The organism is Cedecea neteri (genome assembly GCF_000757825.1).
Classification (GTDB): domain Bacteria; phylum Pseudomonadota; class Gammaproteobacteria; order Enterobacterales; family Enterobacteriaceae; genus Cedecea; species Cedecea selenatireducens.
In genome coordinates, this window is the sequence record NZ_CP009451.1 from 1,066,240 (window position 1) to 1,092,091 (window position 25,852).

Annotated in this window: 21 protein-coding genes; 12 read left to right on the forward strand and 9 right to left on the reverse strand. The window is 55.5% G+C overall.

From position 1 onward, the window contains the following. Window positions 1-210 precede the first annotated feature (210 nt). The 3 genes from JT31_RS04820 to JT31_RS04830 all read left to right on the forward strand — a co-directional run bounded on the left by JT31_RS04820 (window position 211) and on the right by JT31_RS04830 (window position 4,220). Entirely contained in the window at window positions 211-1,299 is a 1,089-nt protein-coding gene (locus JT31_RS04820; RefSeq protein WP_038473942.1) for an ABC transporter substrate-binding protein, read from the forward strand. Between the two features lie 88 nt (window positions 1,300-1,387). After that, on the forward strand, window positions 1,388-3,157 hold the full coding sequence (locus JT31_RS04825; RefSeq protein ID WP_038473945.1) for an ABC transporter permease: 1,770 nt from the start codon (window positions 1,388-1,390) through the stop codon (window positions 3,155-3,157). After that, a complete protein-coding gene (locus tag JT31_RS04830; protein ID WP_038473948.1) occupies window positions 3,150-4,220 on the forward strand; it encodes an ABC transporter ATP-binding protein in 1,071 nt (356 codons plus the stop codon). Before JT31_RS04825 ends, JT31_RS04830 begins: the two co-directional genes overlap by 8 nt. Before the next feature lie 71 nt (window positions 4,221-4,291). Here JT31_RS04830 and rmf read toward each other — a convergent pair whose 3' ends face one another. From rmf to rlmKL, 6 genes are all read right to left on the reverse strand, one after another. After that, window positions 4,292-4,459, reverse strand: coding sequence for a ribosome modulation factor (gene rmf, locus JT31_RS22975; protein WP_008461244.1), 168 nt, complete (start codon window positions 4,457-4,459; stop codon window positions 4,292-4,294). Between the two features lie 259 nt (window positions 4,460-4,718). Then, window positions 4,719-5,285 (reverse strand): membrane integrity-associated transporter subunit PqiC, encoded by a 567-nt coding sequence (gene pqiC, locus JT31_RS04835; protein ID WP_038473951.1) that lies wholly within the window; start codon window positions 5,283-5,285, stop codon window positions 4,719-4,721. Then, window positions 5,282-6,922 (reverse strand): intermembrane transport protein PqiB, encoded by a 1,641-nt coding sequence (gene pqiB, locus JT31_RS04840; RefSeq protein WP_038473954.1) that lies wholly within the window; start codon window positions 6,920-6,922, stop codon window positions 5,282-5,284. Before pqiB ends, pqiC begins: the two co-directional genes overlap by 4 nt. After that, a complete protein-coding gene (gene pqiA / locus JT31_RS04845) occupies window positions 6,912-8,180 on the reverse strand; it encodes a membrane integrity-associated transporter subunit PqiA (RefSeq protein WP_038473957.1) in 1,269 nt (422 codons plus the stop codon). The genes pqiB and pqiA overlap by 11 nt, the downstream gene beginning before the upstream one ends. Before the next feature lie 16 nt (window positions 8,181-8,196). Next, the gene (locus JT31_RS04850; protein WP_038473960.1) at window positions 8,197-10,104 is read right to left on the reverse strand and encodes an ABC transporter ATP-binding protein; all 1,908 of its coding nucleotides are present in this window, start codon (window positions 10,102-10,104) and stop codon (window positions 8,197-8,199) included. Window positions 10,105-10,109: 5 nt separating this feature from the next. Then, window positions 10,110-12,233: a bifunctional 23S rRNA (guanine(2069)-N(7))-methyltransferase RlmK/23S rRNA (guanine(2445)-N(2))-methyltransferase RlmL gene (rlmKL, locus tag JT31_RS04855; protein WP_038473963.1), complete on the reverse strand. Its 2,124-nt coding sequence runs from the start codon at window positions 12,231-12,233 to the stop codon at window positions 10,110-10,112. 102 nt (window positions 12,234-12,335) lie between these two features. On the opposite strand from rlmKL, the gene JT31_RS04860 reads away from it, so the two are divergent. Then, window positions 12,336-13,451 carry a YcbX family protein gene (locus JT31_RS04860; RefSeq protein ID WP_038473966.1) on the forward strand — a complete coding sequence of 372 codons (1,116 nt, stop codon included), beginning with the start codon at window positions 12,336-12,338 and terminating at the stop codon, window positions 13,449-13,451. On the opposite strand, the gene zapC is transcribed toward JT31_RS04860, so the two are convergent. Together zapC and pyrD are read right to left on the reverse strand one after the other, a co-directional pair. Next, window positions 13,448-13,990 carry a cell division protein ZapC gene (gene zapC, locus JT31_RS04865; protein WP_038473969.1) on the reverse strand — a complete coding sequence of 181 codons (543 nt, stop codon included), beginning with the start codon at window positions 13,988-13,990 and terminating at the stop codon, window positions 13,448-13,450. The genes JT31_RS04860 and zapC overlap by 4 nt on opposite strands. Before the next feature lie 153 nt (window positions 13,991-14,143). Next, on the reverse strand, window positions 14,144-15,154 hold the full coding sequence (gene pyrD / locus JT31_RS04870) for a quinone-dependent dihydroorotate dehydrogenase (protein WP_038473971.1): 1,011 nt from the start codon (window positions 15,152-15,154) through the stop codon (window positions 14,144-14,146). Between pyrD and JT31_RS23920 the strand changes: the two genes are divergently transcribed. From JT31_RS23920 to ssuB, 6 genes are read left to right on the forward strand one after another with little or no spacing between them, the layout of a single operon-like run. Beyond that, complete coding sequence (locus tag JT31_RS23920) at window positions 15,098-15,373, forward strand: hypothetical protein (protein ID WP_162473294.1); 276 nt, start codon at window positions 15,098-15,100, stop codon at window positions 15,371-15,373. The genes pyrD and JT31_RS23920 overlap by 57 nt on opposite strands. A 29-nt stretch (window positions 15,374-15,402) precedes the next feature. Beyond that, window positions 15,403-15,978, forward strand: a complete 576-nt coding sequence (ssuE, locus tag JT31_RS04880; protein ID WP_038473977.1) for an NADPH-dependent FMN reductase — start codon at window positions 15,403-15,405, stop codon at window positions 15,976-15,978. Continuing rightward, a complete protein-coding gene (locus JT31_RS04885) occupies window positions 15,971-16,948 on the forward strand; it encodes a sulfonate ABC transporter substrate-binding protein (RefSeq protein WP_038473980.1) in 978 nt (325 codons plus the stop codon). Before ssuE ends, JT31_RS04885 begins: the two co-directional genes overlap by 8 nt. Beyond that, entirely contained in the window at window positions 16,945-18,090 is a 1,146-nt protein-coding gene (gene ssuD, locus JT31_RS04890; protein WP_038473983.1) for an FMNH2-dependent alkanesulfonate monooxygenase, read from the forward strand. The genes JT31_RS04885 and ssuD overlap by 4 nt, the downstream gene beginning before the upstream one ends. 9 nt (window positions 18,091-18,099) lie before the next feature. Further along, window positions 18,100-18,891: an aliphatic sulfonate ABC transporter permease SsuC gene (gene ssuC, locus JT31_RS04895; RefSeq protein ID WP_038473986.1), complete on the forward strand. Its 792-nt coding sequence runs from the start codon at window positions 18,100-18,102 to the stop codon at window positions 18,889-18,891. After that, entirely contained in the window at window positions 18,888-19,658 is a 771-nt protein-coding gene (gene ssuB / locus JT31_RS04900) for an aliphatic sulfonates ABC transporter ATP-binding protein (protein ID WP_038473988.1), read from the forward strand. The genes ssuC and ssuB overlap by 4 nt, the downstream gene beginning before the upstream one ends. Before the next feature lie 36 nt (window positions 19,659-19,694). Here ssuB and pepN read toward each other — a convergent pair whose 3' ends face one another. Then, window positions 19,695-22,307: an aminopeptidase N gene (gene pepN / locus JT31_RS04905; protein ID WP_038473991.1), complete on the reverse strand. Its 2,613-nt coding sequence runs from the start codon at window positions 22,305-22,307 to the stop codon at window positions 19,695-19,697. A 379-nt stretch (window positions 22,308-22,686) separates the two neighbouring features. On the opposite strand from pepN, the gene pncB reads away from it, so the two are divergent. Both pncB and asnS read left to right on the forward strand, forming a co-directional pair. Further along, window positions 22,687-23,889 carry a nicotinate phosphoribosyltransferase gene (pncB, locus tag JT31_RS04910; protein ID WP_038482803.1) on the forward strand — a complete coding sequence of 401 codons (1,203 nt, stop codon included), beginning with the start codon at window positions 22,687-22,689 and terminating at the stop codon, window positions 23,887-23,889. 177 nt (window positions 23,890-24,066) lie between these two features. Then, a complete protein-coding gene (asnS, locus tag JT31_RS04915) occupies window positions 24,067-25,467 on the forward strand; it encodes an asparagine--tRNA ligase (RefSeq protein WP_038473995.1) in 1,401 nt (466 codons plus the stop codon). Window positions 25,468-25,852 lie beyond the last annotated feature (385 nt).

Below are 25,852 nucleotides of genomic sequence, written 5' to 3' on the forward strand. Positions count from 1 at the left end.
CTCTAAGGCATCCATTGTTCGCACTGGGTGCCTTTTTGTTTTTTGTTGAGGCAGATCCTTAAATTTCCGTCGTGGTTTTTATGGTGTTAATTGCTTAAACAACGTTCGAAATCACAAATCGCGAAGATAGAAAACTCACCCTCTTGCCTGAAAAACGTTATGCGTTATGTTGATTTTTAGTTTCTCAAATGTAACTAGGGGTTAACAATAATGTCGAATAAGTTACGTGTCTCTCTCCTTGCTTCTGCCGTGCTGTGCTCTACCTCCGCGTTTTCTGCCGTGCCGCAGGGCTATCCGGCTGATTATCAGAAAATCATTGATGCCGCGACCAAAGAAGGCAAAGTGGTGCTCTACTCCACCACCGACACCAAAACCGCCTCGCCGCTGATTCAAGGCTTTGAGGCCGCTTATCCGGGTATCAAGGTGGAATATAACGACATGAACAGCACCGAGCTGTATAACCGTTATATCAGCGAGCAGGCCGCAGGCGGTACCAGCGGGGACGTAGTCTGGAGCTCTTCGATGGACACTGCTCTGAAGCTCGCCACCGACTATGCCCAGGAGTACAAATCCCCCGAACAAGGTCAGTTGCCTAAGTGGGCGGTATGGAAAGACAAGGCGTACGGCACCACCTACGAGCCGGTTATTTTTATCTATAACAAACGCCTGATCCCGGCCAACGAAGTGCCTGAAAGCCACGAGGCGCTGGCGAAACTCATCGCCAGCCAGCCGGATAAATTCAGCAAAAAAGTCACCACTTACGATATCGAAAAATCCGGTCTTGGCTTTATGCTTTCCGTTCAGGACTACAAGGCCGACCCAAACTACTTCAAAACTCTGGCCGCTGTGGCGAAAGGTGGTCTTTCGGTCCAGTCCTCAACCGGGACGATGATGGAGCGCGTTTCCTCTGGCGAGAACCTGATTGGTTTCAACATCCTGGGCTCCTACGCAGAAGCACGCGCCAAAACGGACACCTCCCTCGGCATTGCTTATCCGAAGGACTATACCCTGGTGCTGTCACGCGTATCGTTTATCAGCAGTGAAGCCAAAAACAGCAACGCGGCGAAGCTGTGGATTGACTACGTGCTGTCAGAGAAAGGGCAAAATATTCTCGCCAACCAGGCTGACATTCCGTCCATTCGCAATGATATCGACGGTGACAACGACATCGACGGTATGACTAAGAAGCTCGGTAACGCGCTTAAACCAATCCCTGTTGATGAAACCCTGCTGGAATACCTGCAGCAGAAAAAACGTCTGGACTACATCAAGCAGTGGCGCGAAGCCGCCGCGAAATAATCCTTTGATGAGGCGCACCATCCGGCTGCGCCTCGCTTAACCCGAACACATTAGGCTATTCAGGCTTACTGACCTGAGGGATCGTTACATGGATGCATTACGCAGAAAGTGGCAGAGCCTGCCGCGCGGCATCGTGGTGCTGATAACGGCGCTGGTTATCTATATTCCGCTGTCGTTTATCGTTATACAGAGTTTTCTCTCGGCCCCGTTCTTCTCGCCGTCGAAAGAGTGGAGCCTCGAATCTTTTGAGTTTATTTTCACCGACTCTGATTTTTACCTGGCGCTGAAAAGCGGTTTTATTCTGGCTTTTGGCCTGGTGATTATTGCCATCCCGCTGGGCGGCATTCTGGCTTTCCTGATGGTTCGTACCGACCTGCCCGGCAGGCGGATCATTGAGCCGCTGATTCTGGTGCCTATCTTCGTATCTCCTATGGTGCTGGGATTCGGCTACGTGGTGGCCGCAGGCCCGGTCGGTTTCTTCTCTCTGTGGGCTCAGTCGCTGCTCGGCTTCGTGCCGTGGAATATCTACGACATGTCGAGCATCGTGGTGATTGCCGGCCTGACGCACGTTCCCCATGCTTATCTCTACATCTCCTCGGCCCTGCGTAGCGTAGGGTCTGATGTGGAAGAAGCGGCCCGTACCGCAGGCGCAACGCCGCTTCAGGTCATGACCGCCGTTAGCCTGCCGATGGTGCGCCCGGCGATGCTTTACGCAACCGTCCTGCTGTTTTTCCTTGGGCTGGAAGTTTTCGGCCTGATGCTCGTCCTGGGCGACCCGGAAGGCAACATGGTGCTGGCGACTTACCTCTACAAGCTCACCAATAAGCTCGGCACGCCGTCTTATCACCTGATGGCCGCCGTCGCCGTGGTGCTGATTTGTATCACCATCCCGCTGGTGATGCTGCAGCGCCGCCTGATGCGCACCGCGAACCGCTTTGTGACCGTCAAAGGCAAAGCCTCCCAGGCGCGAGCCTTGCCGCTCGGGAAATGGCGTTGGGTCGCAGGTGCAGTCGTGGCTTTCTGGCTGACCGTCACCATCGGCGTGCCGCTGATTGGCGTCATCCTGCGCGCCTTTATTTCCAACTGGGGCGTGGGCGTTTCGCTGTGGGATGAACTGTCGCTGAACACCTTCCGTACCATCTGGGAACAGCCCAACCTGCTGCGAGCCATCGTCAACTCTATGGCGATTGGCGTCATCGGCGGTGCGCTGGCGGTGGTCTGCTACCTGTTTATCGGCATCGCCATGCACAGAAAGCCGGATAACGTCACCCGCTTCCTCGACTACAGCGTACTGGTGCCACGTGCAGTACCTGGCCTGCTGGCTGGCCTGGCCTTCCTGTGGGTGTTCTTATTCCTGCCTATGTGGCTCGATAACGCTCTGAAATCCGGCTGGCTTTCCGGCATGCCGTGGTCCCAGTGGCTGCGGGATAATCTCATCGTCTGGTTGCGTTCACTACGCAGCACGATATTCAGCGTCTGGCTGGCCTATACCGTCGTGTGGATGGCCTATGGGCTGCGCCTTATCTCCTCCACTCTTCTGCAGGTTGGGCCGGAGCTGGAGGAAGCCGCTCGCAGCACCGGGGCAACCCGAGGGCAAATCACCCGCCACGTTACTATACCGCTGTCACGCTACGGCCTGATTGGCTCATGGCTGCTGATGTTCTTGATCTTCGAGCGTGAATATTCCACCGGCGTCTATTTGCTTTCACCCGGCACCGAAACCATCGGCTCAATGCTGGTTTCGCTGTGGGCCGCGGGCGCCATTGATATCGTCGCCGCACTTTCGTTTATCAATATTCTGTTCGTGGTGTTAGGGCTCGGCATTGCCCTTCGTTTTGGAGTGAAATTACATGATTGAGTTATCGGTCGAGAACCTGCACTTAACCTACGGCGACAACCCTGTGCTGAAAGGCGTTTCCATGGATCTCAAACGCGGTGAGGTCGTCTCACTGCTCGGTCCTTCGGGCAGCGGCAAAACCACGCTGCTGCGCGCCGTCGCCGGGCTGGAAAAGCCCACTCAGGGCGTGATTGTTATCGGCAAAAGCAACGTTTACGACGGTGCGTCACGCAAAGAGATCCCGGCGGAGGAACGTAACCTGGGGCTGGTATTCCAGTCTTATGCCCTGTGGCCACACAAAACGGTATTCGAAAACGTCGCCTATCCGCTAAAGCTGCGTAAAGTGGCGACGGCGGAAATCAACCAGCGGGTACAGGCGGTTTTGGATCAGCTGGGCCTGGGTCACCTCGGCCAGCGCCATCCTTATCAACTTTCCGGCGGGCAGCAGCAGCGCGTGGCGATTGGCCGGGCGCTGGTTTATAACCCACCGGTGATTTTGCTGGATGAGCCGCTTTCCAACCTGGATGCGAAGCTGCGCGAAGAGGCTCGCGTCTTCCTGCGTGAACTGATTATCAAGCTCGGCCTGTCAGCGCTGATGGTTACCCACGACCAGAACGAAGCGATGGCGATTTCCGACCGTATCCTGCTGCTGAATAACGGCAAAATCGAACAGCAGGGTACGCCGCAGGAAATGTATGGCTCGCCGCAAACGCTCTTTACCGCCGAGTTTATGGGCAGCAACAACCGCCTGAACGGCAAGGTGACCGAGGTTCGCGACGGCAAAGCGCGTATCGAAGGCAGCGACTGGGCGCTCTGGGGCAAAGCAGGCGCCGGCGTAGTGGCCGGGCAGGAAGCCACGGCGGTGATTCGCGTTGAGCGCGTGCGTATTGCAGACCAGCCGGGAGAAAACGGCATGACGCTGCCGCTATTGACCAGCATGTATTTGGGTGACCGCTGGGAGTATTTATTCCGCACCGCTGGGGATGATTTCGTTATCCGCGCCTACGGCAATGAAATGCGTGACGCTCAACCTCATCATCTACAGCTGCCCGAACAGCACGTCTGGATTTTCCCCAAACCCTGATTGATTTTACAAGGGTCCAAAAAGGCGAAACCTCCGCATGGCGGAGGTTTCTTTTTCTAAAGAGACAGTGATTACGCAGTAACCGCCCTGTCTTCCATGGCTTCTCGCCAGCCTCCCATCCAGTAGGACCTCTGATTCAGAGTCTGATATGGACAAATCTCTTTTGAGCGTCCGGCGATGCCTGCCTGATAACCACGTTGATGTGCCCGTTCCAGGCGATCTCGTTTTTGTCTCTTCATGCCTCGTTTCCCTCATTACATTGTCTGGTGGAAAAGAAAACAGTGATTACAAAATGTGCAACCACGGATAAGCAATAACGCGAAATCCGAAGAGCGTCAATGCGCAAAATTCACGCCAATGTCATATTCCTGCGCTATTCTGGTTATCTTTTCGGCAAAAAGTCAGGCTATCCTGCGGCTAACCGGTTCACAAAAAAAGAAAAGCTGCGACCACCCGACGGTGAAAATCGCAGCTTTTTTGTACCAATCATTTTACCTATTAATTAAGGCGTGTGAGCTCCGAAGCGATACTCTTCGCTTCCTGCTGCCAGCCCTGAGCCAGGGTTTTCACCATCGCATCGTAGCCGTCATCCTGCTGCTTCAGTTCGATATGGAACGGACGTTTGATTATCTCGCCCTGGCGCTTCAGCAGCCACTCTCCGCTGACAATTACCTTGCCGTCGTAGCGACCGTGGAAGCCGGTCACGTTCATGCTTAGCGCTTCCTGATCGTTACCTAAAGGCTGGGAAGCAACAACCCAGCCCGGCAGCGCGCTGCTGAGGTTACTCACCAGCGTATTACGTAGCTGCTGGTCCAGCGGGCTGGCCCACAGATTACTGGTTGCAATGACGTACTGCACATCGGTCGTCTGGTAAACCACCCCGGTGCCCGCCAGGAAATCAGGGACCGTAATCTGATCGACCCACAGTAAGTGGCTTCCAGGCTGGCTCACGGCCTGCATAACAGGCTGTGAGCTTTGCGGCAGCTGATAGTACGTCTTGCCGTTATCGCTGCCGCTACAGGCAGACAGCGTCAATACGGCGGCTAGCGTGAGCCACTTTTTCATGGTTGTGCCCTCTTCGGCTGCGGATCCTTTTTATCCTTCGCTTCAAATATCAGCGAATTGCTCTTGTCGTTCAGCGTGCGCAATACCGGCTGCAGCTCACGCAGCACCTGATCAAGACGCTGCATATCCGCCACCATCTTGTTGTAGGCCGCGGAGCCAGGCTGGAAGCCCTGCATGCTGCGGTTCAGCTCGCGAAGCGTTTTCTGCATATCTTCCGGCAGCTGCTGCATCGACTGGCTGGCGGTTATCTTATTCAGGTTATCCAGCGTCTGTTGCAGATGACGCATGGTTTTCTGACTTTCACCCAGCGTGTTCGTCGCCTGTTCCAGCATCGGCGAAATCGGCAGATTGTTGATCTTATTCAGCGTTTCCAGCAGCTTCTGCTGAATTTGCGCCAGGCCGCCGCTCATGGTTGGGATCACCGGATAACCGCTGATGCTCGGAATTTCTGTCACCGTTTTCTCATTCGGATAGAAATCGAGATCGATATACAGCGCCCCGGTAATCAGATTGCCGGTTTTCATCGAGGCACGCAGCCCGCGCTGAATCAGCGCCTTCATATTCGATGGAATATCCGCCTCATTCCCTACCATATTTTTCAGGCGTTCCGGCTCAATACGGATCAGCACCGGAATACGGAAATCGTCGTTCAGCTTCTGACGCATGCTCTCGTTGAAGAACGGCACCTGAGCGACGGTACCCAGACGAATGCCCCGGAACTCTACCGGCGCGCCCGGCTGCAGGCCGCGAATAGAATCTTTGAAGAACATCAGGTAGTCGATATGATCGGTAAACAGCGAATCCTGAATGCTTTTCTGATCGTCAAACAGCTGGAAGTCGGTGCCGGACTCAACCGGCTTGCCCCACTCCCACCCGTCAGGCACGTCGAAGCTCACGCCGCCGCTAAATAGCGTGGTCAGCGAGCCCATTTCAACACGCATGCCCTGGGAAGACATATCCACGGCAATGCCGCTGTCTTTCCAGAAGCGAACGTTGCTGGTAATCAACCTGTCGTTCGGCGCGGCGATAAACAGCTGGTAGCTGATAGCACGTTTATTGGTATCAAAGGTGCTGGTTTCCACCGAGCCCACGCGATAGCCGCGGAACAACACCGGGTCTCCCGGGGTGAGCTGACCTGCTTTTTTGCTGTCGAGCGTGATGCGAATACCTTTGGCGTCCGGCGGCGCAAGCGGTGGCGCATCCAGCAAAGCATAGTTTTCCGGCTGCTCGCCTTTGGTACCCGGCTGGAGCTCAATGTAGGCGCCAGACAGCAGCGTCCCAAGTCCGGAAATCCCTTCCCGCCCAACCTGCGGTTTTACCACCCAGAAGACGGAATCTTTATGCAGCAGCTTTTCCATGCCGGAATTGAGCCGGGCCTTAATTTCCACGTGGTGTAAATCGTCGGTAAGCTGCGCGCTCTCGACGATGCCCACGTCCACGCTGCGGCTTTTAATGGTGGTTTTTCCGCCTTCAATGCCTTCAGCATTGGCGGTAATCAGGGTCACTTCCGGCCCCTGATGGCTGTAGTGGTAAAACAGGATCCAGGCGCCAATCAGCGCCGTTACGATGGGAAAGATCCAAACCGGCGACCAGTTTTTTACCTTCTGTACTTTCGCCTCGCCGCTCTTATTTTCCATGCTCGGAAGACTCCTCATCAGTTACATCGTCTGCTCGATCCCAGGACAAGCGAGGGTCAAAGGTCATCGCTGCAAACATCGTCAAAATAACCACAAAAGCAAACATTAATGCTCCCATAGCCGGGTAGATATTCATCAACCCGCCCATACGCACCAGCGCAGAAAGGACGGCAATCACGAACACGTCGATCATCGACCAGCGGCCAACAAATTCGACAACTTCATAAATCAGATGCATACGTTCGCTGTCACGCCTGCCGTGCCCTTTTGCATCCCAGCACAGCCAGGCAATGGCGATCATTTTCAGCGTCGGCACCATAATACTGGCGATGAAAATCACCATCGCCACCGGATAAGATCCCTCGCTCCAGAGCAGGATCACCCCGGCTAAAATCGTGGAGGGATATTTGCTGCCCAGCATCTCGGTTACCATGATCGGCATAATGTTTGCTGGCAGGTAGAGCATGATAGAAGTGATCAGCAGCGCCAGCGTCCATTGCAGGCTGTGTCTGCGGCGTACGTGACCGTGTGTCCCACAGCGCGGGCAAACCAGCGTGTCAGCCTCAACAATTGCCGTACAGCAGGAGCAGGAACGCAGCCCCTGCTTGATACCCGATACGCCAACTTTTAGCGGCTGATGCACCGGCGGCATGGGCGCAATATCGTCCCAAAGCCAGCGTCTGTCGACGCACTGGAAGGCCCTAAGCTGCAAAATACAGAACAGGCACCAGGGTATAAAACTGCTGCCCACGCCAATATCGCCATAGGCCATAAGCTTAACGAAGCTGACCAGCACGCCGGCGAGGAAGATTTCCGCCATGCCCCAGCTTTTCAGCTGGAACAGGACTCGCGCCAGCCAGCGTTTAAGCCCGAAAGGTAGCTTCGCCTGGTTGACTAACAGCAGGATGGTTATCAGGCAGAAGGCCGGCACCGCCTGGACAAAAAGCAGAAAGAAGGTGCCGAGGCTGGCGTAATCCTCAGAAAACATCACGCCGGGGATTTGCATCAGCGTGACTTCGCTGCTGATCCCGGCCACCTTCATATTAATGAAAGGGAACAGGTTGGCCAGCAGCAGCATAAACAGCCCCGCCAAAGCGTAAGCCGTCGGCCGCTGGCGCGGTAAATACCACTGCGTGACCAACGGTGTGCCACAGCGCGGGCAGGAGGCTTTGTGGCCATCCTGCAGCTCCGGCAATGCCACCAGCAAATCACATTGTCGACACAAAATATGCGAGCGATGGTGGTGTGTGGCACACATCGTAACTCTCCTTAGATTACGAGCCGTTTTTCAGCGCTTCGAGATACTCCCAGCGCTCGAATGCCTCTTCCAGTGCCAGCTCCGCTGCGGACATTTCCGCGAGGACTTTCTGGGTCGTATCGTGCGGTTGGTTAAAGAAATCCGCATCGCCGACTTTTGCCTGCAGCACGCCTAAATCGGCCTCAAGCTGCTCAAGTCGTTGAGGCAGCTGCTCCAGTTCGCGCTGCAGGTTATAGCTTAGTTTGCTATTGGCACGTTTAACAGGTTCTGCTTTTTGCGCCTCGGCCTTCTCGGTTTTAACCGCAGCCGCCTGACGCAAAGGCTGGGCGGAACCCTGCTGGCCTTTGGCATCATGGTAGCCGCCGACATAGCGACCGATTTTGCCCTGGCCTTCGAAGATCCAGCACTCGGTGACGGTATTATCGACAAACTGACGGTCGTGGCTAACCAGCATAACCGTGCCCTGGTAACCATCAATCAGTTCTTCCAGCAGCTCCAGCGTTTCGACGTCCAGGTCGTTGGTTGGTTCATCGAGAATCAGCAGGTTGCTAGGTTTTAAGAATAAACGGGCCAGCAGCAGGCGGTTTCTTTCCCCGCCGGAAAGCGCACGCACCGGGGTCATGGCGCGTTTTGGATGGAACAGGAAGTCCTGCAGGTAACCCAGCACGTGGCGCGGCTTGCCGTTCACCATCACTTCCTGCTTCCCTTCCGCCAGGTTATCCATCACCGTGCGGTCAGGATCCAGCTCGGCGCGGTGCTGGTCGAAGTAGGCCACTTCCAGCTTGGTACCGCAGTGCACGCGGCCGCTGTCGGCCTGTAGCTGGCTAAGCATCAGCTTAAGCAGCGTGGTCTTACCGCAACCGTTCGCACCCACCAGCGCGATTTTATCGCCACGCTGAACCTGAGCGGAGAAATCACGCACCAGCGTTTTGCCGGCAACCTGGTAATTAACGTCTTCCATCTCGAAGACGATTTTGCCTGAGCGGCTCGCCTCTTCGACCTGCATCTTCGCGCTGCCCATCACTTCACGGCGTTCACCGCGCTCGCGGCGCATCGCTTTCAGGGCACGAACGCGCCCTTCGTTACGGGTACGACGCGCTTTGATGCCCTGACGGATCCACACTTCTTCCTGCGCCAGCTTGCGGTCAAACTCGGCGTTCTGTAACTCTTCCACGCGCAGGGCTTCTTCTTTCGCCAGCAGATACTGGTCGTAATCGCCAGGGTAAGAAACCAGCTTGCCGCGATCCAGGTCGACAATACGGGTCGCCATATTGCGAATAAAGGAACGGTCGTGGGAGATAAAGATAATGCTGCCCTGGAACTCCTTCAGGAAGCCTTCCAGCCAGTCGATGGTTTCGATATCAAGGTGGTTAGTCGGTTCATCAAGCAGCAGCACGCGCGGGGAGCTGACCAATGCCCGGCCCAGCGCGGCTTTACGCAGCCAGCCGCCGGACAGCGCGGAAAGCTCGGTATCCGCTTCCAGACCAAGCTGCTCGAGCACTTCGTTAATGCGGCTGTCGAGCTGCCACAGGCCCTGATGATCGAGGATCTCCTGAATGCGCGCCATCTCATTAAGATTTTTGTCGCTTGGGTCGGTCATCACTTTATGGGAGATGTCGTGGTAGGCCTTGAGGTATTCGGCCTGCTCTTCCACGCCTTCCGCCACAAAGTCATACACCGTGCCCGCAACGTTACGCGGCGGATCCTGCTGCAAACGGGCCACGATCAGATCCTGTTCATACACCATGCGCCCATCGTCCAGCGGCAGCTCGCGGTTGAGGATCTTCATCAGCGTTGATTTGCCCGCGCCGTTACGGCCAACCAGACAGACGCGTTCGTTTTCTTCGATGTGTAATTCGGTGTTATCTAACAGCGGCGCGTCGCTAAACGACAGCCAGGCACCGTGCATACTAATTAATGACATGACTATTAATCCCGGGATTCGTGAGTGACTAACCAGCAGTTATGGATCTGGCGGTTGCGCGCAAAGTCCTGCGACTGCGTTTTTTGTGTAATTTCCTGTGCAACCAGGCCAAGCTCCGCCAGGCCGGCGAAGTCCATTTTGAAGCCACGTTTATTGTTGGAGAACATAATGGTACCGCCGCGACGCAGCAGGCGCTTCAGATCCTTCATCAGCGCAATATGGTCACGCTGCACGTCGAAAGAATCTTCCATGCGCTTGGAGTTGGAGAACGTCGGCGGGTCGATGAAGATCAGGTCAAACTGCTCATCGCTATCGCGCAGCCAGCCAAGGCAATCAGCCTGGACCAGGCGATGGGCGCGGCCGGTCAAACCGTTCAGGCGCAGGTTACGCTCCGCCCACTCAAGGTAGGTACGCGACATATCCACCGTGGTGGTGCTTTTCGCCCCGCCGAGACCCGCGTGTACCGTTGCGGTACCGGTATAAGCGAACAGATTCAGGAAGTCTTTCCCTTTGCTCATCTGGCCCAGCATGCGGCGAGCGATGCGGTGGTCAAGGAACAGGCCGGTATCCAGGTAGTCGGTAAGGTTAACCCACAGGCGCGCGTCAAACTCGCTGACTTCCATGAAATCGCCCTTCTCGCCCATCTTCTGGTACTGACTTTTCCCTTTCTGACGCTCGCGGGTTTTTAGCACCAGCTTGTTGGTTGGCAGCTCAAGAACCGCAAGCGTTGCCGCGATGACGTCAAACAGGCGCTGGCGGGCTTTGTTCGGATCGATGGTTTTCGGGGGCGCATATTCCTGCACCACGACCCAGTCACCGTAGCGGTCAACCGCAACGTTGTAGTCAGGCAGGTCACCGTCGTACAGGCGATAGCATTCAATCCCCTCCTGACGGGCCCACTTATCAAGCTTTTTGACGTTTTTACGCAGGCGGTTGGCATAATCTTCAGCAATCTGACCGCTTGCCGCGGCTACGCCAGCAGGGCTAACCGCCAGCTGATAGTTTTTCTGCACGCAGTCCAGCGGGCCGTTTTTGGCCTTAAACTGGCGATCGGCGCGTAGCTGCAGGCAGCTGAGCAGCTCAGGGGAAGCACTGAACAGCGACAGATTCCAGCCGCCGAACTGATTTTTCAGATGGCGACCCAGCAGGCTGTGCAGGGCAATCAGCGCAGGTTCGCTTTCCAGACGCTCACCGTAAGGTGGGTTACTGACCACCGTACCCGCAGGGCCTTCCGGCAGCGGGTTGGTCAGCTTAGCGACGTCCTTAACGTCAAAACTGATAACCTCGCCAAGACCTGCGCGACGGGCGTTGGCGCGGGCGCGTTCAATGACGCGGCTGTCGTTATCTGAACCATAGAAGCGAGACGGATATTCAGTCAGGCCACGGCGAGCGCGAACCTGTGCCTCGGTCACCACCTCTTTCCAGACGTCCGCATCATGCTTCGCCCAGTTCAGGAAGCCCCAGCGCTTACGATGCAGGCCCGGCGCGCGATCGGTAGCGATCATCGCGCCTTCAATCAGCAGCGTGCCGGAACCGCACATCGGATCCAGCAGCGGCGTACCATGCTGCCAGCCGGAACGCATCACGATGGCCGCAGCCAGGGTTTCTTTTATAGGAGCGGCACCGGTTGCATCACGGTAGCCACGCTGATGCAGGCCTTCACCGCTGAGATCCAGCGCGATACTGGCGGTATCTTTGTTCAGCCAGACGTTAATACGCAGGTCTGGCTGCTCACGATCGACATCCGGACGCGGCAAATTCTTGCGGGTAAAGGAGTCAACAATCGCATCCTTCACCTTCAGCGCGCCGTACTGGCTGTTGCGGATGGTTTCGTTCAGGCCGCTGAAGTGCACGGCAAACGTTGCGCCCGGCCCGAACAGCGCCGGCCAGTCGATAGCCATCACGCCGAGGTACAGATCGAGATCGCTGTAAACTTTGCATTCGCTGAGCGGCAGCAAAATACGCGAAGCCAGGCGGCTCCACATCAGGCTTTGATAGAGTAGACGAGTATCCCCCTGGAAATGTACGCCGCCCTGAACGACCTGGCAGCCCTGGGCCCCCAGGTTTTCTAGTTCAGTTTTTAACAGCTCTTCAAGCCCACGCGCCGTACTGGCAAACAGAGAATTCATATCGTCACTTATCAGGTAAAAAGAAAATTGTGGCGCATTATAGCTAATCCGCAACGCATGTCATAAAGTTGCCCTCTTAATTTATTTCCCACGGAGGGCGCCGTGATTACTTTGTCTCAACTCTTTATTCACCCGGTAAAATCCATGCGCGGTCTGGCGCTCTCCCACGCGCAGGCAACCACCAGCGGGCTGGCCTTCGATCGCATCTTTATGATTACCGAACTGGATGGCACCTTTATTACCGCCCGCCAGCATCCGCAGATGGTATTGTTCACCCCGGCGTTCCTGCATGACGGCCTTTATTTATCAGCCCCGGACGGCAGCTCGGCCAGCATTCGCTTTGCGGATTTTGCCGAGGCGCCTGCGCCAACTGAAGTCTGGGGTTCGCACTTTACCGCGCTTATTGCCCCTGACGAAATTAATCAATGGCTAAGCGGCTTCTTCTCGCGCCCGGTGCAGCTTCGCTGGGTTGGCGAGGAGCCTACCCGCCGGGTGAAGCGCCACGAAGAAGTGCCGCTTTCGTTTGCCGACGGTTTCCCTTATTTGCTGACCAACGAAGCCTCGCTGCGCGACCTGCAAAACCGCTGCCCGGCCAGCGTCAAAATGGCCCAGTTCCGCCCCAATATGGTGGTCACCGGGGTGCCAGCGTGGGCAGAAGACACCTGGAAAGTGGTGCGCATCGGTGGCGTCACCTTTGATGTAGTCAAACCCTGTAGCCGCTGCATCTTTACCACCGTAAGCCCGGAACGTGGCCTGAAACATCCCAGCGGCGAACCGTTAAAAACGCTGCAGGGCTTCCGCACCGCGCAGGATAACAGCGGTGCCGTGGATTTCGGCCAGAATTTAATTGCCCGCAACAGCGGCGTTATTCGCGTTGGCGATGAGCTGGAAGTGCTCGCCCACAAACCGGCCAATGTTTATGGCCCGGGTGAAGTGGTCGAAAGCCTCGAGCCGCAAAGCCAGCCTGAAAGCAGCGTTAATATCGACTGGGAAGGCACAACGTTCCAGGGCAATAACCAGCAAATTCTGCTGGAGCAGCTGGAAAACAAAGGGATTCGCGTGCCCTATTCTTGCCGGGCCGGAATTTGCGGAAGCTGTCGAATTCGGTTGCTGGACGGCGAAGTGAAGGCGTTAAAGAAAGGTGCGATTGGCGCCGATGGCACAATTTTGTGCTGCAGCTGTGTTCCTGCCGGAAACGTGAGCGTCGCGCCGCGTTAAACGGCCTGATCCAGGCTGAGGCCGCTGCTCAAAGGCTGCGGTTTCAGTCGGTCATTCATGACTTTGATAGCATCACCCAGCTGCATAGTGCGGCCGGCTAACGTTAGCCCCTGCTGAGCGAGCAGGCAAAGCGCGGCATTATCACCGGTTTCTACCACCAGCAGGTTCACCTGCTGCATATTCTCGCTTAGCCACACGCAGGCCCCGTCCCCGATCCCCGGCTGCCAACAGTCACCGTGAGAGACAAAATGCCAGCTTTTCGGCATTTGCGGTTTGAGGAAACGAATCGCCACCAGCGCGTTAAGCACCAGCTCGGCACGCTGCTCTTTACCCAACGGTAAATCACGACATTTTTCTTCAAAGGAGAAAAAGAGCGCCGCATCGTCAACACAAAAACCTGAGTTTTCAAAGGCATCCGGGGTCAGCATTTTGCGCGGAAAGCGCGAACGGAATAGCATGCCATTGGCCAAATCGAGCATCATTCGATCGTGCTCTTCATCGAAATACCAACGCCAGTTATCGTCCGGTTTTATCCGCATAATGCTTACCCTTCATTTATCCCGCTGCTGAATTGCCACTCAGATTCTTACCATATTAATAAAAGACCAATATGTTTAAATAAGCAACAGTAGCGGAATATAAAACAACCAGAGCCGAAAATAAAGCCCTGGTTGTTTGCAAAGCGTAAATGATCAGAGATGAGTAACGATTTCTTTAATCAACGGTGGGCCTTTAAAAATGAAGCCGGAGTATATTTGAACCAGTGAAGCTCCCGCCGCGATCTTCTCGCGAGCAGCGATAACTGAATCAATACCGCCGACGCCGATAATCGGTAGTCGACCATTTAATTCCTGAGACAAGCGACGAATAATTTCCGTGCTTTTTAATTGTACCGGACGGCCGCTTAAGCCACCGGTTTCGTCGCAGTGCTTCATGCCCTGAACGAGGCTCCGGTCCAAAGTGGTGTTGGTGGCAATCACCCCATCAATATTATGGCGAACTAAACTGTCCGCTACCTGGATCAATTCTTCTTCAGAAAGATCCGGCGCGATCTTCACCGCCACGGGAACATATTTATGATGGATCGCTTGCAGCGCCTGCTGCTTATTTTTAATGGCGCTTAAAAGATCGTCCAGCGCTTCACCATATTGCAACGTACGTAATCCTGGCGTATTCGGTGATGAGATATTGATCGCAATATAGCCAGCATACGGATAGATTTTATCCATACAGACCAAATAATCATCTTTCCCCTGTTCAACGGGGGTGTCTTTGTTCTTGCCAATATTAATCCCGAGCACGCCGTCGAAATGCGCTTTTTTTACATTTTCGACCAGGTTATCTACCCCAAGATTATTAAACCCCATGCGGTTAATAAGCCCCTCGGCCTCCACCAGGCGGAAGATTCGTGGTTTATCGTTCCCCGGCTGAGGACGAGGCGTTACGGTGCCCACCTCGATGGAACCGAAGCCCATCGCCCCGAAGGCATCAATACATTCCCCGTTTTTATCCAGGCCTGCGGCTAAGCCCAGCGGATTCTTGAACGTTAACCCCATGCAGGTCACCGGTTTTGACGGCACGTTCTGACGAACCAGCCACTCAAGCGGCGTACCGGTGACAAAGCGTAATTGCTGAAAAGTTAACTCATGAGCGCGCTCTGGATCGAGCTGAAAAAGGGCTTTACGAACGAAGGGGTAGTACATGAACTCTCCTGGATTCCCGGTGTGCAGACCGGGGCGCTATTATTCACGATCCGGGCGATGATTGGAATTGACCTGCCGCAAAAAAGCCTGAATAGAAGCAAACGTTTTCTTTTCCCGGCGTGCGATATGCGCTTTTTCGCAAATCTATCCCGGAAAAATCACTTAGTTGAAGAAATCATCTCTGCCAGTATCACGCTAATTGTTATCAATGTTAGATAAAAGCAAACAATTAGTTATAAGGAGTCATGATGCGTGTGATTACCCTGGCCGGAAGCCCTCGCTACCCTTCTCGTTCCAGCTCTCTGCTGGAGTATGCAAGGGAAAAACTGAGCGCCCTGGATGTCGAAGTCTATCACTGGCACCTGCAGAACTTTGCGCCGGAAGACCTGCTGTATGCGCGGTTCGACAGCCCCGCTTTACTGACGCTCATTGAACAGCTCAGCACCGCCGACGGCCTGATTATCGCCACGCCGGTCTATAAAGCCTCGTTTTCAGGCGCGCTAAAAACGCTGCTCGATTTGCTCCCTGAACGCGCGTTAGAGAAAAAGGTTGTTCTGCCTCTCGCGACCGGCGGCACCGTCGCCCATATGCTCGCCGTGGACTATGCCCTTAAGCCGGTGCTGAACGCGCTGAAGGCTCAGGAAATTCTGCACGGCGTGTTCGCCGACGACGGCCAGGTTACCGATTACCAGCACAAACCTCAGTTCACGCCAAATCTGCAAAAACGCCTTGATGAATCGCTGGAAACTTTCTGGCAGGCGCTTCATCGCCGTGACTTTGTGGTGCCTTCGCCGTTTAACGCTCGGGGAGTCAGCCATGTTTAATCTGCTTAAACGCCGCAGTCCCTGGCTTGCCTTTGCTGGCCTGCTCGCCTTTTCGACCTACAGCAACGCCTCAGACAGCGGCCCGGAACAGCTGCGCATTGGCTATCAAAAGGGGTCGGTCAGCATGGTGCTGGCCAAAAGCCACCAGCTACTGGAAAAGCAGTATCCGAAGACCAAAGTTTCATGGATTGAATTTCCTGCCGGGCCGCAGATGCTTGAGGCGCTGAACGTCGGCAGTATTGATTTGGGCAGCACCGGAGATATTCCGCCGATCTTCGCGCAGGCCGCTGGCGCAGATCTGCTGTACGTGGGCGCCGAGCCGCCCAAACCGAAAGCAGAGGTGATCCTGGTGCCGGAGAATAGCCCGCTGAAAACGGTGGCTGATTTAAAAGGCCATAAGATAGCCTTCCAGAAGGGCTCCAGCTCGCACAATCTGGTGCTGCGAGCGCTGCAGAAAGCCGGGCTGAAGTTTTCCGATATTCAGCCTGCATACCTGACTCCTGCCGATGCGCGGGCGGCTTTCCAGCAGGGTAACGTAGACGCCTGGGCCATCTGGGATCCGTATTATTCGGCGGCGCTGTTAAACGGCGGCGTTCGCGTCCTGACTGACGGCAGCGAACTTAATCAAACCGGATCTTTCTATTTAGCCTCTCGTCCTTACGCGCAGGCCAATGGCGTATTCCTCCAGCAGGTGCTGAAAACCTTCAGCGATGCCGACGCGCTCACCCGCACGCAGCGGGCGGAAAGCGTAACGCTGCTAGCCAAAACGATGGGCCTGCCTGAAGCGGTGATCGCCACTTACTTTGACCATCGCCCTCCTTCAGAAATTACGCCGGTAAGCGAAGCTACCGCAGGCAAGCAGCAAAACACTGCGGATCTGTTTTATGAAAACCGCCTCGTGCCGAAGAAGGTCGATATTCGTACCCGCATCTGGCAACCCGCTGGCGCGACACAAGGAGCTAAGTCATGAGCCTGAATCTGTTCTGGTTTTTACCCACCCACGGTGATGGTCACTATCTCGGCAGCGAGACAGGCGCCCGCCCGGTTGACCATGGTTATCTGCAGCAAATCGCACAGGCAGCCGATCGCATCGGTTTTACCGGCGTGCTTATTCCAACCGGGCGATCCTGCGAGGATGCCTGGCTGGTTGCCGCCTCGATGATCCCTGTCACCCAGCGGCTTAAATTTTTGGTCGCGCTGCGCCCGAGCGTCGTATCCCCTACTCTTGCCGCACGCCAGGCCGCCACGCTTGACCGTCTTTCCAACGGGCGGGCATTGTTCAACCTGGTGACCGGCGGCGACGCCGAGGAGCTGGCTGCCGAAGGGGTATTTCTCGATCATGAAGAACGCTATGAGGCTTCGGCGGAGTTTACCCGCATCTGGCGGCGTGTGCTCGAAGGCGAAACCGTCGACTACGATGGCAAACACATAAAAGTGAAAGGTGCGAAGCTGCTTTACCCTCCGGTGCAGCAGCCGCGCCCCCCGCTTTATTTTGGCGGATCGTCCGATGCAGCACAGGATCTGGCGGCCGAGCAGGTTGACCTTTACCTGACCTGGGGTGAACCCCCGCATCTGGTGAAGGAGAAAATAGATCAGGTTCGGGCGAAAGCGGCAGCTCAGGGGCGTGAAGTCCGCTTTGGTATCCGCCTGCACGTCATCGTGCGGGAAACTAACGAAGAAGCCTGGCAGGCTGCAAACCGGCTTATTTCGCACCTCGATGACATCACCATCGCTAAAGCACAGGCAGCCTTTGCCCGCAGCGACTCGGTCGGCCAGCAGCGCATGGCTGCCCTGCACGGCGGCAAGCGAGACAAGCTGGAGATCAGCCCAAATCTATGGGCTGGCGTCGGACTGGTTCGCGGCGGCGCAGGCACGGCGCTGGTGGGCGACGGGCCGACCGTCGCAGCCCGTATTCATGAATACGCCGACCTGGGTATCGACAGCTTTATTCTCTCCGGCTATCCACACCTGGAAGAAGCATACCGCGTGGGTGAACTGCTGTTCCCTCACCTTGATGTCGCTATTCCTGAAATTCCTCAGCCACGGCAGGTTCATGAAAAAGGGGAAGTTGTCGCCAATGACTTTATCCCGCGTAAAGTGGCGCAAAGCTAGAGAGGCAGAATGAACGCATCCATCCATAAAGTCTTGCTGCGCCTGGCGCCCTGGGCACTGCCGGTGGGCATCGTACTTGTCTGGCAGCTGGCTTCGTCCACGGGCTGGCTTTCGACGCGCATTTTGCCCTCTCCGGAGGGCGTAGTGCTGGCGTTCTGGAGCCTTTCTGCCAGCGGAGAACTCTGGCAGCACCTGGCGATCAGCTCGTGGCGGGCGGCGATCGGTTTTAGCATCGGCGGATCGCTGGGTCTGATCTTAGGTTTGATAAGCGGCCTGTCACGCTGGGGAGAACGCCTGCTCGACAGCTCCATTCAAATGCTACGCAACGTCCCACACCTGGCGCTGATCCCGTTGGTGATCCTTTGGTTTGGCATTGACGAAACGGCCAAGATCTTTTTGGTCGCGCTCGGCACCCTGTTCCCGATTTATATCAATACCTGGCACGGCATCCGTAATATCGATCGCGGCCTGCTGGAGATGGCCCGCAGCTACGGGCTTTCCGGTTTCAGCCTGTTTGTGCACGTCATTCTGCCGGGCGCATTACCGTCCATTATGGTCGGCGTGCGTTTTGCCCTGGGCCTGATGTGGCTGACGCTTATCGTGGCGGAAACCATTTCTGCGAATTCCGGGATTGGCTATCTGGCGATGAATGCCAGGGAGTTCCTGCAAACCGACGTGGTGGTGGTGGCCATCGTGCTGTATGCGCTGTTGGGCAAACTCGCCGACGTCAGCGCCCGCCTGCTGGAACGCGTCTGGTTACGCTGGCATCCGGCTTATCAATTAAAGGAGGAGACGGTATGACAACTGCTCGTCTGAATCAGGGTACGCCGCTGTGGCTTAATAACGTCGGCAAACGCTATGGCGATAAAGTCATTCTCGATCAACTTGAGCTGCGCATTCCTGCCGGGCAGTTTGTGGCGGTGGTTGGCCGCAGCGGCGGCGGCAAAAGTACGCTGCTCCGCCTGCTTGCCGGGCTGGAAAACCCAAATCACGGCGCGCTATACGCCGGCAGCGCGCCGCTACGTGAGAGCCAGGATGACACGAGGCTGATGTTCCAGGACGACAGGCTGCTGCCGTGGAAAACGGTGATAGACAACGTCGGGCTTGGGCTGAAAAACAGCTGGCGAGATGCGGCTCTCAAGGCGCTGACAGCCGTTGGCCTTGAAAATCGAGCCAGCGAGTGGCCGGCCGCGCTTTCCGGCGGGCAAAAGCAGCGCGTTGCGCTGGCCAGGGCGCTCATCCATCGCCCACGCCTGCTATTACTCGATGAACCGCTCGGCGCGCTGGATGCCCTGACGCGAATCGAAATGCAGGAGCTGATTGTTTCGCTGTGGCAGGAGCACGGCTTCACGGTGCTTTTAGTGACGCATGACGTCAGCGAGGCGGTCGCCATGGCCGATCGCGTGCTGCTTATAGAAGAAGGAAAAATTGGCCTGGATCTGACGGTCGATTTACCGCGCCCGCGTCGGTTGGGATCGGCGAAGCTGGCCGAACTGGAGGCTGAGGTGCTGGCCAGAGTGATGAAACGAGGTTTAGAAGAGCCGGCACGCACGGTGCGTACCGGCTGAGTTTATACCCTCACCCCTTCGGGTGAGGGGCAGAACTTATGCCAAAGCCTTGGCAATTTTCTCGAACAGATCCCCGGACAGGTTTTCCAGCCCTTTCAACTGCTCCAGCGCGGCGCGCATCTTAGCCTGACGTTCCGCGTCGTAACGCTTCAGGCGAATCAGCGGCTCAACCAGACGAGAAGCGATCTGTGGGTTACGGCTGTTCAGCTCGGTCAGCATTTCCACCATAAACTGGTAGCCGCTGCCGTCTTTGGCGTGAAACGCTGCCGGGTTGCTTGAGGCAAATGCCCCAATCAGGGAGCGAACGCGGTTCGGGTTGCCCAGGCTGAAGGAACGGTGATTAAGCAGTTCACGCACTTTAGCCAGCGTGTTGCTTGCCGGACTGGTCGCCTGCAGGACAAACCACTTATCCATAACCAGGCCATCTTTGTGCCACTTTTCATCGTACTCGGCCAGCAGCGCTTCACGGCATGGCAGCTGTGCAGCCACCGCGGCGGACAGTGCGGCAATGGAATCGGTCATATTGTCAGCCTGCTGATACTGCTCGCGCACCAGCTGCCCGGCAAGTTCAACGTCGCCAAACGCCAGATAACGCAGGCAAGTATTGCGCAGCGCACGTTTACCGATGTCACCATGATCCACACGATAGCCGTCGAGCTTGTTGGCGTTGTAGATTGCCAGGAACTCGTCGGCCAGCTCTGCCGCCAGGGTACGAGTCAGCGCGCCGTGCACTTCGGCAATGGCGATCGGATCGATAGTCTGGAACAGCTCGGCAATTTCATTCTGCGAAGGAAGCGTCAGGATCTCAGCGGCCAGCGCCGGATCGATTTTCTCATCCAGCAGGATAGCGCGGAATGCGTCAGCCACGTGCAGCGGCAGTGAGAGCGGCTGCCCTTGCTGGCTGCGGTTCACGTTGATTTTAATGTAGTTTGCCAGCAGGCTCTGCGCCGCATCCCAGCGGGAGAAGTCGTTCCGCGCGTGGCGCATCAGGAACGTCAGCTGCTGATCGCTCCATTTATAGTCAAGCTTCACCGGCGCGGAGAATTCACGCAGCAGGGACGGAACAGGCTGGAAGTAGACGTTATCGAAGACGAAGGTCTGCTCTGCCTGAGTCACGTTTAGCACGTGATGCACCGGGTGGCCATCCTTCTGCAGCGGAATGACCTTCCCTTCGTTATCGTACAGCTCGATATCAAACGGGATATGCAGCGGGTGTTTTTCCTGCTGCTCGGCGGTCGGCGGCGTCATCTGGCTGATGGTAAGCGTGTACTGCTCGGTTTCCGGGTTGTAGTCGTCACGAACGGTTACCACCGGCGTACCGGCCTGGCTATACCAGCGGCGGAAATGAGACAGATCGACGTTGGACGCATCTTCCATCGCCTGCACGAAGTCATCGCAGGTTGCCGCGCTGCCGTCGTGGCGTTCAAAATAAAGCTGCATACCCTTCTGGAAGTTCTCTTCACCCAGCAGCGTGTGCAGCATGCGAATAACTTCTGACCCCTTCTCATACACCGTTAAGGTATAGAAGTTGTTCATTTCGATAACTTTGTCCGGGCGAATCGGGTGCGCCATCGGGCTGGCGTCTTCGGCGAACTGCATGGCACGCATGGTGCGCACGTTCTGAATACGGTTTACCGCACGAGAACCCAGGTCAGAGCTGAACTCCTGGTCACGGAACACGGTCAGGCCTTCTTTCAGGCTCAGCTGGAACCAGTCGCGGCAGGTGACGCGGTTACCGGTCCAGTTGTGGAAGTATTCGTGGCCGATAACGCGTTCGATGTCGAGGTAATCTTTGTCGGTCGCGGTTTCGGCGCGGGCCAGGACATATTTAGAGTTGAAGATATTCAGCCCTTTGTTTTCCATCGCGCCCATATTAAAGAAGTCGACGGCGACTATCATATAGATGTCGAGGTCATATTCCAGGCCGAAACGGGTTTCATCCCACTTCATTGAGGCCTTCAGCGAGGTCATCGCCCAGTCAGCACGATCGAGGTTGCCGCGGTCAACAAACAGTTCCAGCGCAACATCACGCCCGGAGCGGGTTTTGAAGCTGTCACGCAGGACGTCAAAATCGCCCGCTACCAGCGCAAACAGGTAGCAAGGTTTTGGGAATGGGTCCTGCCACTGCACCCAGTGACGGCCATTTTCCAGCTCGCCTTCGGCAATGCGGTTACCGTTAGCCAGTAAATACGGGTATTTGCTTTTGTCGGCGATGACTTTGGTCGTGAAGCGCGCCAGCACGTCCGGGCGGTCCAGATACCAGGTAATATGGTGGAAGCCTTCTGCTTCACATTGGGTACACAGCGCTTCACCGGACTGATACAGCCCTTCGAGCGCCGTATTGGTCGCCGGGCTGATTTCGTTAACAATCGTCAGCGTAAAGGTGTCCGGCAGTTGCTCCAGAATGAGCGCGCCGTCCTGCTGACGATAATGCTGCCACGGGGTCCCGTTTACGGCGATGGAGACCAGCGTCAGGTCTTCACCATCAAGATGCAGCGCCGCGCCAGCCTCGCCCTGACGGACAATTTTGCTGACCGCGGTAACCTGCGTTTTTGTGGCATCAAGGTCAAAGGTCAAATCGATATCGGTTATCGTATAATCCGCCGCGCGATAGTCGTGGCGATATTTGGCTTGTGGCTGTTGTGTCATAAAAAACCTTATACATCGTCCGTAAGATAATGGACTTCAGTCTATTCCTGTTGCCGGAATGTTGCTACGCAGAATCTTCATCTTTGGCCATCTGCGGCCAAAAAATTTTAGCGGCTCAGCGTAGTACTTTGGTGACCATGCACCTTAGAGAAGACGCGACTATCAGGGCGTAATCGCACATTTTGTTTAGTACTCTAAACATAATCATATCAACGTGTTGCTTTGTGCATAACCCCGTTATGGCACAAATTGCCCTTTCCCCCCGCCCCCCCTAATGTTGTGATCTTGCTTCAATAAACGGATAATCAAGGTATACTCCCGCGTCTTTATTTGCCCGGACTGATGGAAACGCTCCTGTGAGAGGATGCTGAAACGCGCCATGACACGACACGCTTCCCCGATTTTGCAAACGCTTCTGGATACTGACGCCTATAAGCTTCATATGCAGCAAGCGGTTTACCACCGCTATTACGACGTTAACGTCGCAGCGGAATTCCGCTGCCGCGGCGACGATCTGCTGGGCATTCATGCCGACGCCATTCGTGAGCAGGTAGCGGCTATGCAGCACCTTCACCTCAGCGATGAAGAATTTCACTGGCTTAAAAGCCTGCCTTTTTTCAAAGCCGATTATCTCGACTGGCTGCGCGACTTCCGCTATGACCCTTCGCAGGTCCAGGTGACCAATAATCACGGTCATTTAGATATCCGCCTCAGCGGACCGTGGCGGGAAGTCATCATGTGGGAAGTTCCCCTGCTGGCAGTTATAAGTGAAGTCGTTCACCAGCATCGCGCCCCGGGCGTTACGCCCCAAATGGCTCTGGACCACCTGGAAACCAAGCTTCAGGAATTTAACGCGCTGACCGCGGGGGTCGATCTTTCCCATTTCCGATTGATGGACTTCGGCACTCGCCGCCGCTTCTCTCGCGAAGTACAGCAGGCTATCGTTCAGCGTCTTAAGCAGGAGCCGTGGTTCATCGGCACCAGCAACTACGATCTGGCCCGCCGTCTTGACCTGACGCCGATGGGCACGCAGGCTCACGAATGGTTCCAGGCACATCAACAGATAAGCCCCGATCTGGCGAATAGCCAGCGCGCGGCGCTGCAGGCCTGGCTGGACGAGTATCCTGACCAGTTAGGGATTGCCCTGACCGACTGTATTACCATGGACGCTTTCCTGCGTGACTTCGGGCAGGAATTTGCTACCCGCTATCAGGGGCTGCGCCACGACTCGGGTGACCCGATCGAGTGGGGTGAAAAAGCCATTGCCCACTATCAAAAACTTGGCATCGACCCACTGAGCAAGGTGCTGGTGTTTTCTGACAACCTGGATTTGAACAAGGCCGTGGAACTTTACCGCCGCTTCTCATCCCGGGTTAACCTCAGCTTTGGTATTGGCACCCGCCTGACCTGCGACATCCCACAGGTCAAGCCGCTGAACATCGTGATTAAGCTTGTAGAGTGTAACGGCAAGCCGGTCGCCAAGCTTTCAGACAGCCCGGGTAAAACCATCTGCCACGATAAAGCCTTTGTGCGAGCATTACGCAAAGCCTTCGACCTTCCGCTGGTCAAAAAAGCCAGCTGATTCAGCGATAATCGGTGAATAGAGGCTTTGCTATTCACCGCGCTTCTCTCTTTCCTTTATTTCTTCATAAGCAACGCGAATTCTGCTTGTCTGATGGCGCGTGACAGGTAACATAGATAACCCCCATCTGTGGGTTACTATTTTTTTTGTCATTGACCATTTAATAGAGAGAAAACTATGAGCGTTGTGCCTGTAGCCGACGTACTCCAGGGCCGTGCCGCCGTTGACAGCGAAGTCACCGTGCGCGGATGGGTGCGTACTCGAAGAGATTCAAAAGCTGGTATCTCCTTCCTCGCCGTCTATGACGGTTCCTGCTTTGATCCTGTACAGGCCGTCATTAATAATTCTCTGCCCAATTACAATGAAGACGTTCTGCGCCTGACCACCGGCTGTTCGGTGATTGTTACCGGCGTTGTGGTCGAATCTCAGGGCCAGGGCCAGGCGTTCGAACTCCAGGCAACCAAAGTTGAAGTTACCGGCTGGGTTGACGATCCGGATACCTATCCGATGGCGGCCAAACGCCACAGCATCGAATACCTCCGCGAAGTGGCTCACCTGCGCCCGCGCACCAACATGATTGGTGCCGTTGCCCGCGTTCGTCACACGCTGGCTCAGGCGCTGCACCGCTTCTTCCACGAAAATGGTTATTTCTGGGTATCCACCCCGCTGATCACCGCTTCGGATACCGAAGGTGCCGGCGAGATGTTCCGCGTCTCCACGCTGGATCTGGAAAACCTGCCTCGCACTCCGGAAGGCAAAGTCGACTTCGACAAAGACTTCTTCGGTAAAGAAGCCTTCCTGACCGTTTCCGGCCAGCTGAACGGCGAAACGTACGCGAGCGCGCTGTCCAAGGTTTATACCTTCGGGCCAACCTTCCGCGCAGAAAACTCCAACACCAGCCGCCACCTGGCCGAGTTCTGGATGCTGGAGCCAGAAGTGGCCTTTGCCGACCTGGACGATGTGGCCGGACTGGCAGAAGCGATGCTGAAGTACGTCTTTAAGGCCGTACTGGATGAACGCATGGACGACATGAAGTTCTTTGCTGAACGCGTCGACAAAGAAGCGATTGAGCGTCTGGAACGCTTCATCTCCGCAGACTTCGCCCAGGTGGACTACACCGACGCGGTTGAAATCCTGCTGAACTGCGGCCACAAGTTCGAAAACCCGGTTTACTGGGGGGTCGATCTTTCATCCGAGCACGAACGTTACCTGGCCGAGCAGCACTTCAAGGCACCGGTGGTGGTGAAAAACTACCCGAAAGACATTAAAGCTTTCTATATGCGCCTTAACGAAGACGGTAAAACCGTTGCCGCTATGGACGTTCTGGCCCCGGGCATCGGCGAAATCATCGGTGGCTCCCAGCGTGAAGAGCGCCTGGATGTGCTGGACGCGCGCATGGCTGAAATGGGCCTGAATAAAGAAGATTACTGGTGGTACCGCGACCTGCGTCGCTACGGCACCGTACCGCATTCAGGTTTTGGCCTGGGCTTTGAGCGTCTGATCGCCTATGTCACCGGCGTTCAGAACGTGCGCGATGTGATTCCGTTCCCACGTACGCCGCGTAACGCCAGCTTCTAAGCCAGAGAAAACCAAAAGGCCAGCTTCCGCTGGCCTTTTTTACGTTTCAGCATAAAAGGTCTATTTTCTTCAACGCTCGTTAAACAAACGTCAATTTCAACCCTCTTTCCCGACAACCCCGTTACCAACTATTTCTGCCTCACATTCTTTAACAAAAATTGCGCTTAAGTTTGCTCGCGCTTTCAAATAGTGATGGGCATAGCACATTTGTACATTTTTCACACAGCCATCCAGCCATCTAAAAACAAGTCAAAAAATGAACAATTGTGAACAAGAAACATTCACCAAATAGCTTTATGCGGATTAAACATAAGTAATTCATATATATATGATTAGAAATTGCGCATTCGGGTTGCATTAAGAGCGAAATTTGAAATGGTTCACA

Excerpts from the sequence above, each read along its gene's own strand:
- ssuE (WP_038473977.1), top strand. The coding sequence starts at position 15,403 with ATGCGTGTGATTACCCTGGCCGGAAGCCCTCGCTACCCTTCTCGTTCC.
- pqiA (WP_038473957.1), bottom strand. The coding sequence starts at position 8,180 with ATGTGTGCCACACACCACCATCGCTCGCATATTTTGTGTCGACAATGT.
- ssuD (WP_038473983.1), top strand. The coding sequence starts at position 16,945 with ATGAGCCTGAATCTGTTCTGGTTTTTACCCACCCACGGTGATGGTCAC.
- asnS (WP_038473995.1), top strand. The coding sequence starts at position 24,067 with ATGAGCGTTGTGCCTGTAGCCGACGTACTCCAGGGCCGTGCCGCCGTT.
- JT31_RS04820 (WP_038473942.1), top strand. The coding sequence starts at position 211 with ATGTCGAATAAGTTACGTGTCTCTCTCCTTGCTTCTGCCGTGCTGTGC.
- pepN (WP_038473991.1), bottom strand. The coding sequence starts at position 22,307 with ATGACACAACAGCCACAAGCCAAATATCGCCACGACTATCGCGCGGCG.
- JT31_RS23920 (WP_162473294.1), top strand. The coding sequence starts at position 15,098 with ATGAGCGCGCTCTGGATCGAGCTGAAAAAGGGCTTTACGAACGAAGGG.
- pncB (WP_038482803.1), top strand. The coding sequence starts at position 22,687 with ATGACACGACACGCTTCCCCGATTTTGCAAACGCTTCTGGATACTGAC.
- JT31_RS04830 (WP_038473948.1), top strand. The coding sequence starts at position 3,150 with ATGATTGAGTTATCGGTCGAGAACCTGCACTTAACCTACGGCGACAAC.
- JT31_RS04850 (WP_038473960.1), bottom strand. The coding sequence starts at position 10,104 with ATGTCATTAATTAGTATGCACGGTGCCTGGCTGTCGTTTAGCGACGCG.
- rmf (WP_008461244.1), bottom strand. The coding sequence starts at position 4,459 with ATGAAGAGACAAAAACGAGATCGCCTGGAACGGGCACATCAACGTGGT.
- JT31_RS04885 (WP_038473980.1), top strand. The coding sequence starts at position 15,971 with ATGTTTAATCTGCTTAAACGCCGCAGTCCCTGGCTTGCCTTTGCTGGC.
- rlmKL (WP_038473963.1), bottom strand. The coding sequence starts at position 12,233 with ATGAATTCTCTGTTTGCCAGTACGGCGCGTGGGCTTGAAGAGCTGTTA.
- ssuC (WP_038473986.1), top strand. The coding sequence starts at position 18,100 with ATGAACGCATCCATCCATAAAGTCTTGCTGCGCCTGGCGCCCTGGGCA.
- pqiC (WP_038473951.1), bottom strand. The coding sequence starts at position 5,285 with ATGAAAAAGTGGCTCACGCTAGCCGCCGTATTGACGCTGTCTGCCTGT.
- ssuB (WP_038473988.1), top strand. The coding sequence starts at position 18,888 with ATGACAACTGCTCGTCTGAATCAGGGTACGCCGCTGTGGCTTAATAAC.
- pqiB (WP_038473954.1), bottom strand. The coding sequence starts at position 6,922 with ATGGAAAATAAGAGCGGCGAGGCGAAAGTACAGAAGGTAAAAAACTGG.
- zapC (WP_038473969.1), bottom strand. The coding sequence starts at position 13,990 with ATGCGGATAAAACCGGACGATAACTGGCGTTGGTATTTCGATGAAGAG.
- pyrD (WP_038473971.1), bottom strand. The coding sequence starts at position 15,154 with ATGTACTACCCCTTCGTTCGTAAAGCCCTTTTTCAGCTCGATCCAGAG.
- JT31_RS04825 (WP_038473945.1), top strand. The coding sequence starts at position 1,388 with ATGGATGCATTACGCAGAAAGTGGCAGAGCCTGCCGCGCGGCATCGTG.